Source organism: Moorena sp. SIO2C4 (genome assembly GCF_010672485.1).
GTDB classification, from domain to species: Bacteria; Cyanobacteriota; Cyanobacteriia; order Cyanobacteriales; family Coleofasciculaceae; genus Moorena; species Moorena producens.
On the sequence record NZ_JAAHGN010000270.1, the window covers coordinates 1 to 7,788 of the forward strand.

The 7,788-nt window shown below is 43.2% G+C and carries 8 protein-coding genes and 2 pseudogenes; 7 read left to right on the forward strand and 3 right to left on the reverse strand.

The annotated features are described in order from the left end of the window. Window positions 1–648 precede the first annotated feature (648 nt). Entirely contained in the window at window positions 649–1,065 is a 417-nt protein-coding gene (locus tag F6K20_RS15755) for a helix-turn-helix domain-containing protein (RefSeq protein WP_008183392.1), read from the forward strand. A gap of 63 nt (window positions 1,066–1,128) precedes the next feature. Then, window positions 1,129–1,476: pseudogene (locus F6K20_RS15760) on the forward strand (Uma2 family endonuclease); the annotation flags it as partial. 33 nt (window positions 1,477–1,509) lie between these two features. Here the strand turns inward: F6K20_RS15760 and F6K20_RS15765 are convergent. Beyond that, window positions 1,510–2,817 (reverse strand): RNA-guided endonuclease InsQ/TnpB family protein, encoded by a 1,308-nt coding sequence (locus F6K20_RS15765; protein WP_071986867.1) that lies wholly within the window; start codon window positions 2,815–2,817, stop codon window positions 1,510–1,512. A 63-nt stretch (window positions 2,818–2,880) separates the two neighbouring features. Between F6K20_RS15765 and F6K20_RS15770 the strand changes: the two genes are divergently transcribed. After that, window positions 2,881–3,060: a hypothetical protein gene (locus tag F6K20_RS15770; protein ID WP_008183384.1), complete on the forward strand. Its 180-nt coding sequence runs from the start codon at window positions 2,881–2,883 to the stop codon at window positions 3,058–3,060. A gap of 96 nt (window positions 3,061–3,156) precedes the next feature. Next, window positions 3,157–3,336, forward strand: a pseudogene (locus F6K20_RS15775) (Uma2 family endonuclease); the annotation flags it as partial. A gap of 14 nt (window positions 3,337–3,350) precedes the next feature. On the opposite strand, the gene F6K20_RS15780 reads toward F6K20_RS15775, so the two are convergent. Then, entirely contained in the window at window positions 3,351–3,497 is a 147-nt protein-coding gene (locus F6K20_RS15780; RefSeq protein WP_287295269.1) for a hypothetical protein, read from the reverse strand. 257 nt (window positions 3,498–3,754) lie between these two features. On the opposite strand from F6K20_RS15780, the gene F6K20_RS15785 reads away from it, so the two are divergent. Both F6K20_RS15785 and F6K20_RS15790 read left to right on the forward strand, forming a co-directional pair. After that, window positions 3,755–3,976 carry a hypothetical protein gene (locus F6K20_RS15785; RefSeq protein WP_287295271.1) on the forward strand — a complete coding sequence of 74 codons (222 nt, stop codon included), beginning with the start codon at window positions 3,755–3,757 and terminating at the stop codon, window positions 3,974–3,976. Between the two features lie 52 nt (window positions 3,977–4,028). After that, window positions 4,029–4,877 carry a class I SAM-dependent methyltransferase gene (locus F6K20_RS15790; RefSeq protein WP_287295273.1) on the forward strand — a complete coding sequence of 283 codons (849 nt, stop codon included), beginning with the start codon at window positions 4,029–4,031 and terminating at the stop codon, window positions 4,875–4,877. Window positions 4,878–5,089: 212 nt separating this feature from the next. Here the strand turns inward: F6K20_RS15790 and F6K20_RS15795 are convergent, their stop codons facing one another. Further along, entirely contained in the window at window positions 5,090–5,602 is a 513-nt protein-coding gene (locus tag F6K20_RS15795; protein ID WP_008183374.1) for a glutaredoxin family protein, read from the reverse strand. 426 nt (window positions 5,603–6,028) lie between these two features. Here F6K20_RS15795 and F6K20_RS15800 point away from each other — a divergent pair, with 426 nt between their 5' ends. Then, window positions 6,029–7,684: a hypothetical protein gene (locus F6K20_RS15800; protein ID WP_008183371.1), complete on the forward strand. Its 1,656-nt coding sequence runs from the start codon at window positions 6,029–6,031 to the stop codon at window positions 7,682–7,684. The last annotated feature ends 104 nt before the right edge of the window (window positions 7,685–7,788 follow it).

Consider the following 7,788-nt stretch of genomic DNA (forward strand, 5'->3'; position numbering starts at 1 on the left):
TAGATTAAGATAGCAAATTGCCAGGGATGCCAATCCCTCTCTTGATGCAGTCGCTCATGGGGGAAACCCCCAAGACCGCTTAGGTGCGCTTTCCGTTGGCGAATTAAATTCGCCACGGGTCGCACCTCTGCATCGCTGGCGACAGGTCAAAACTCAGGAGAAAGTACGAAGTCTAAAGTATTAAACCTAAGTTGGTATGTTGTTGATTTGGTGAACATATAGTCAAGGATCATAGGGCTCTTGACTATTACAAAAAATCATTCGGTCAAGCATTGGAATTAACCAGGACTTGACCGAATTTTTTTTTAAGTATTTAGCTATCAGCTGTCAGCTGTCAGCTGTCAGCTATCAGCTATCAGTTAGCAGGGAACAGGGAACAGGGAACAGGGAACAGAGAACAGGGAAGAATATTTAGATGTACTTCAAACTTACTAAAAAACTCAACAGCACTAATCAAGACTTAAAACTTAATTGCGACAGTGCAATAGTTTTTTAAAACCATCCACATCACCCACATCACCCCTAGCAGTAATGCAATAGTTTTTCTAAACTTCCACCCTTACAACGTGTTAAACCCCCATAACCCTTTGCATCTTTTCAAAAATCCTGTTAAAATAACAATATCGTTAAAGCAATGGTTTTTCGGCCATGATGATTTCTACCGCACAAGCTGCTAAATTACTAGGTGTCTCTGCCACTCGCGTCCGTTTCCTGTTGAGCAAGGGCAGAGTCAAAGGAGCTTATAAAGTGGGTAGAACTTGGGTGATTCCCTTATTTGACGGTATGCCAGTGGTCACCCCTGGTACTCGTGGACCGAAGCGGAATTGGTCAAAGCTTACACAGTACACTAAAGCTGTGATCCACGTTAATCAGAAAGTGATTCGCCAAAATCACAACAGTGGCGATCGCAATCCCGTGATTACCGTAAAACGCGGCGCTAAAAATATTTATGGTCATACGGTCGAAGTGAATGGCCCTTGTCGGGTGATGTATCGCCCAGATGATCCCCTAAATTGTGGAGCACGGGTATGGATTGAGACTATTTCTGATTTTAAGGTTAGCTGAGCCAGGTCTAAACTATTAGTGATAGCGCTATGCCCTGGGATAGGGAATAGCGATTAGTTAAGCATGGTCGAGAGGCTTAAAGCAATGGGAATGCATTCAAAGGTAGCCGGATTTATAGGAGGTGAACTATTTTTAGAAATTCGGCGCTGTCAATTGCCTTACTTTATTCCTAAAGAATGCGTGATCAAACCACAAACAGAGTCTGGGTATGAACCAGATGTCATCGTTTTAGACAAGCAAAGGGTTACTGATAACGAACCACGGTGGGAAAAAGAATCCATTATCACACGGGGGTCTTCTGTTCGTTTAGTTGTAGAAGTGGTTTCAACAAACTGGAGCGACGATTACGCTTTGAAACTGGAAGAATACGAATCTTTCGGAATTGCTGAATATTGGATTGTTGATTATTTAGTTGAACTCTCTACGCTTTGAAAAACGTAGATTCTAAGCAGATGTCACTTTGCGGGTTGAAACCACGCTCCGTGAAGCTTCACGATAGGATCTAGATAGTGAGTCTAATCTATATCGTTGTGGCAGGTTCAAGTCTGCTCTACCGACCTCGGCTAGGGAGATCCCTAGCTGTGTCGCTACTTTTCTTAAAATATTGCAAGCTCCGTTGCAATCTGCGTTAATTAATTCACCTTTTGCAGACAGGTATTGTCCACGCTTTACTCTCTTTCCGCTTGCTGCCCACCCCTCAGGTTTCGCGCCGAGCACAGGTAGGAAATCACGATCTAAAAAGCTAGCTTTACTGGTGTAACTTTCTTCGGTTTCAACAAACTTAATGCCATATTCGATGCACAATTGCTCAATTCGATTTTTTAATTTAGCGGCAGGTATCTGTACGAACTGCTGATTGCTCTTTTTGCCAATATTTATGCTGTCTTTATTTCTCTTGTTCCAACCAAACACCACTGTGGTGACTTGGTTTCTTTGACACCAATTAATAATAAATCTAGCGACCTTGTTCACGTTGTCGCGCATTTGTCGGTTGCGCTTTTCGGTCAAAGAGGCTAATTGATTATCCCAATAATCTTGAGACTTTCCTTTTTTGATCCTAGCTACACGCTTGTTGTACCACTGATTCTGAGATTTGACTTTTTTGCCATCTATAATAAAAGAATTCCCCACATTAGAGACACAGGTTAACCAGTTGTTGAGACCTGGATCGATACCTAAGACCTTATTTGTTGGCGTCACTGGTTCAGGATTTGGCCTTTCATATACAAACTCTAAATAAAAACAGCCATTCCTAGGGACAAAACGATATTCTTTAATTGACTTATGATCTATATTAGATGGCATTGGTAGTAAGAAGTGATCAATACCAAACCAGACCTTAATCTGCTTACCTAAAGTAAACTTAAGCTGGCCTTTTACTAGCTTTACCCACCGAGCGGGATAACTTACTACTGCCAGACCTCCCTTTTTGCGGTACTTTGGGACTCTAGGTTGATCTGCCAACTGCCCTTTGTTATACAACTTCTTGAGGGCTTTGTAAGACTTGAAAGACTCAATAACTCCATGCAATGTCTGTTGAGCACAGGCTGATCTCATCGCTTTGAAGTGGACATTACTTTTCATGATTTTGTCCAATTCTGCGTTATTGAGATATTTGCCAGCCTTGAACAACATTTGACGGCAATAATATATTCCGCAATTTGTTAATTTGTTAGCCTCTGAGCAGATAAATTCTATAACCGCTTGGTTTTCAGATGTCGTGCTTATTAAATGTTGTTGACAACCGTACATATTGCATCGACCTTTTGCTGTGTTAATATAATTATATACCCTGATAATTAAGGTGTCAAGCAAATGCCAGAAGAAACTAAGAAAAAAGTTGGAAGACCGAGTTTGCATGGTGTACGAAAGAAATCCTATAGTGTCATGACTACAGAAACGGCCTGGAATGGATTAAAGGAGATGGCTAAAGATTCTGGTTTAAGCCTTTCTGAATTTCTAGAAACCTTAGGGAGAACAAAACAGCTTCCATAACGCGATAGCCGGGATTTATCCCGGCGCGCTGGCCTATAGCCACGCTACGCGAACGCAGGCCACTCAATAAATTAAGTGGCTAACTCTCGCTCGATGTTTCTCTGTTTAGGCGGTAGGCGATTTATCGGTAATCCTAAACAACCTACTTTATCGGTCTACCAATTGATAGATGGCGAATATCACGTTAATCAGTTCCGAGGAGCGAACCGTATTTTATCGCCAACCTTTCCAGAATTAAGGTTAAATGGTGAACAAATTTTTCAAGCGATCGCTTAATCAGCATTGATTAATCATGGAATGATTTGAATAGTTTTGTAGAACGGGCATCTTGGTAGAACGGGAATCTTGCTGGAACGGGCATCTTGGTGGAACGGGCATCTTGGTGGAATGGGCATCTTGCCCGTTTCATTTTCGGGCAGGCAAGATGCCCATTCCACTGATATTCATTCCGCCCCTCAGCAATTAACCATTAGGATTAACTGTTGTGTCTACGCATCTGTTTCCTCTCCCCCCACACCTCCCACACCTCCCACACTACCCACACTACCCACACTATCCACACTCTTCCCCGGTGAGGATCAAGCCTCCTGACTAGCTTGGGGGGAAATCGCGAGCTAATTTGGAATAACCTAATCTGTTATTGTAACAATTTAAATTTAAGATTTGGTTAATTAAAGGTAAAATCAGGTGGACATTGGGAGTAGAGATTTTGATTGAGATGCTCAAAGTAGGAACCTTAGTTCGAGTGATTTATCCTGATTATGTTGCGGGTCTTTCGGGTCGTATTGAAGCACAGGAAGAATCCGGTCGTTGGATAGTCAGATTAGAGGAAAATCCCTTTGAGCAGAATGATCAAGCATTTATATTATCTCTAGATGAGTCAGACTTTGAAGTAATTAAGCCTCCTTCATCCTAGTCAAGCTAGTTATCATATTTTCTAGTGATCAGATTTTCCATCTCCACCAACCATGAAACACCAGATAAATATAAATGAGTTCAAGAAAAACGTCAAAGCTGACTTTAACACCAGACCAAACTATGATCAAGGAAGCTTTCACCCTCGGCTAGCCAAGGGTCTAGTAGAAGTATCCCACCTGCAAACTGGACAACGAATTCTAGATATTGCGACTGGCACAGGTTTAGTAGCAATTCGTGCAGCCAAAATTGTCGGTGCTTCTGGAGCTGTTGTCGGTGTAGATATTTCCTCAGGCATGCTCAATTTAGCCCAACAAAAAGTTAAAGCCGAAGGTATCAACAACATCAAATTTATAGAAGCAGATGCAGAAACTATCAACTTCCCAGATAATAGTTTCGATAGGATTCTATGTTCTTCAGCCATTGTATACTTAACAGATATCCCTGCTGCGTTACGGCAGTGGTATCGCTTCGTAAAACCAGGAGGATTAGTCGGATTTTCCTGTTTTGCAGCAAACGCCTTTCCTACAGGGGGTCTGTTTCGAGAAAAAGCAGCAGACTATGGCATTGTAATTCCTAATCCCAATGGACCCCTTGGTAGTCCCGAGAAATGTCACCAGCTACTCACCGAAGCAGGTTTTCAAGACATCAACGTCAAAACCGACCAATTGGGTTACTACAGCAGTGATACTCAAATAGTAGCAGCAAACTCTTGGCGGGGAAACTCAAAGAGTGCCTTTGGTGCGGAAGTTTTCCAGCTTTCTCCAGAGAAATTAGCACAATTGAAAACTGAATTTTTTGTAGCCGTTGAGCAATTAGCCACACCACAAGGCATTTGGATAGATATTACAACGTTTTTTGTTTGCGCCAGGAAATCGGTAACATTTTCTATTCCCAAATAATCCCTAAATCTAAGCTATCAGCTATCAGCTATCAGCTAATGGGGTGGCTACTTGAGTGGCTATTGGCCTTTGGCCACGCTACTTGAGGTGCCAATGGGGCGGCTACTTGAGATCCGAACAGCTTGTGAATAAAATAAGCTGACTGCTGACTACTGACTGCTGACTGCTTACCTTAGGTTTTTAAAGGTTAAACGTTGCACTATTGCTATTATTTATTTTTCTTTTTGTTCTTCCTCCACCACTGGCATTGATTCTGTAGCATCTTCTGCTGAGTAGCCTGAAAATTTAGCCAATTGCTCTAACGACAGCATACCAGGATAAAACCGACCATTAATTTCCCAGGTTGGAAAGCCTTTGATCTTCGCTTCAATGCATAAGTCAGTTTGGGAGGTTTCAGCCCTTGGGTCACATTCAATATAATTGATCTGCTTAAATGCCTCACCAAACATTTGCTTCTGCTTTGTACAATAGGGACACCAGTAAGCCCCATACATTTTAGCACCAATTTTGTTCAAATGACCAGATAAAGAGGTGGCTGAAGGGGTAACTGGGAGTTCAGGAGCAGGGGATTCTAGGGTTACTTTTGTAGGGGTAGAGGGTGAGGGTTCTCCTAAAGAGGATTCCGCAGCTACTGTCAGTAGGACAAGACTAGAAATCACCCAGACAGTCTTATTTAAACTACGAATAAATATCCATGGGAGTTTAATGCTAGGTTTGGCGTTCATAGTTTGTAGGGGATATATTGGAATTATCCAGGGAATTAATCACTTCTTTACCGTTTTAACCTGATCTTGTCGGAAACTACCAAATCTTGATTAATGGGATCTAACCTCTCTACTTTCTTTGCTTACCAGGCTCCCAGCCCATTAGCTGGCAAGCATAGCATCGCCATATAGCAATCCTATCTGATTCGTGAAAGAAATGGACTGCTTTAAGGCAGAAGGCACCCACCCCTAACCCCTCTCAGGAGGGGAATGGCAGAAGGCAGATGATACCGGAGTTGGAGCTAGTTTTTCAGAAGTGCAGTGATGTTACAAATGATTTAGGATTGCTATAGCGCTTAAGCTGAATGCTTACTTTTCTGGAATTAACCTCAGCATCAGTGAATTATCTAATAACTAATCATCACTCTTTTTCATAAACAGGCAACTATGGTCAAACGTTTGCTTACCAAAGACATGCTCGATTTTGACGCTCCAGATCAAGTCAAGGATGTTATCCAACCTCAAGGGCGTCCACCGGAAACAGACCCTACTCTGGGTATCCGTCCGGAATTAAGTATTGAAGTCAACCAAAAGCCAGGCACTCCCCGACATCGACTGGTCACCATTGGTGATTCCCTAAGCCATGGCTTCCAGAATGGAGCAATTTTTAACACTGAGCGCTCCTATCCCATAATGATTGCTCAAGAAATGGGTTGGGAAGAACACCTGCGTCGTCCAACCCAATATGGCAAATTCGGTGGATTGCCCCTGAATCTGGAGTATTTAGTTCGGCACTTAGAGCGACAGTTTGGTGACCAGATACAGTGGTGGGAATTAGGACCGGCTCTGTTTTCAATCCGCGAATTTATGGACGACATAGAAGATTATTGGGAACGGGGTCCTGGTTGGCAAGGGGGCGTTGGCTCTACTGTTGCTATGCACAAAGGGATTAACCACAATCTCGCTATTTATGGGTGGAATCTTAAAGACATTATCTCTCACGACGCAGATACTCTCAGAAAGGCAATCGAGGCACCAACGGATGATCTATTGCGGCAAATCGTTGAGAATGCTAACGAACATGCGGCATTGAGGGTTTTGGACTCCGCACGGGATTCACAAGGTAAAGCACTTACCCCAGTGCAAGCTGCCGTGGCACTAGGGCAAGAAGGAAGTCTAGAAAACGGTCAGGGAGATGGTATTGAAACCCTGATGATCATGATTGGGGCGAATAATGCCATGGGCACCGTTGGTCAACTGCAGGTCAGATGGAGTTGCGATCGCGATTCAAATTCACCACAGCCCAATCAGCGACCTACGGTCTGGTGTCCGGAAGATTTCAAAGCTGAATTGGATCAAGTAGTTGACCAAGTCAAGCAAATCCAAGCTCGCCATGTGATTTGGGCTACAGTTCCCCATGTCACCATTGCCCCCATTGGTCGTGGAGTAGGAGATAAGATCGCTACTGGCTCGCGCTACTTCCCCTACTACACCCGTCCTTGGATTAGTGACGAAGATTTCGATCCTAACCGTGACCCGCACATTACCGCACAACAAGCCCGAGCCATTGATAGCGTCATTGACCAGTACAACGACTATATTGCTGATGCTGTACGTCAAGCTCGAAAAGAAGGTCGAGATTGGTATTTATTTGAATTAGGAGGATTACTGGATGGCTTAGCTTATCGACGTTATATTGAAGACTCCGACTGCAGACCAGATTGGTGGACTCCCTATCAGCTGGCACCGGAACTCGAAGCTCTTTCACCAGTACCAGATACTCGCTTTTTTAGATCCGATGCCACCGGTCGCACCAGCGGTGGTTTCTTCACCCTAGATGGCATTCATCCCACTACCATTGGCTACGGTATCGTTGCTCAAGAATTGATCACTCTTATGCAGCAACAAGCTGGTGTCAAGTTTTATGGCAAAGACGGTCGCACAGAGCGTCATGATCCAGTCAAGATCAATTTCCAACGCCTGATTGCTCTAGATACCTTGATTTCCGATCCACCGAAATCTTTATCGAGTAGTCTGAAATGGCTGGATTGGCTCGATCAGAACTTGCAAATTTTCCAGCGCTTACTAAGAAAGGGGAATTGAAGAATGAAGAATTTAGAATGAAGAATGAAGAATGAAGAATGAAGAATGCAGAATGCAGAATACAGAATGAATAAATTCTAAATTATCCGGTTAACTAGTTAACA

Coding starts and splice junctions, on each gene's coding strand:
- F6K20_RS15795 (WP_008183374.1), bottom strand. CDS start 5,602: ATGAACGCCAAACCTAGCATTAAACTCCCATGGATATTTATTCGTAGT.
- F6K20_RS15765 (WP_071986867.1), bottom strand. CDS start 2,817: ATGTACGGTTGTCAACAACATTTAATAAGCACGACATCTGAAAACCAA.
- F6K20_RS15800 (WP_008183371.1), top strand. CDS start 6,029: ATGGTCAAACGTTTGCTTACCAAAGACATGCTCGATTTTGACGCTCCA.
- F6K20_RS15770 (WP_008183384.1), top strand. CDS start 2,881: ATGCCAGAAGAAACTAAGAAAAAAGTTGGAAGACCGAGTTTGCATGGT.
- F6K20_RS15755 (WP_008183392.1), top strand. CDS start 649: ATGATGATTTCTACCGCACAAGCTGCTAAATTACTAGGTGTCTCTGCC.
- F6K20_RS15790 (WP_287295273.1), top strand. CDS start 4,029: ATGAAACACCAGATAAATATAAATGAGTTCAAGAAAAACGTCAAAGCT.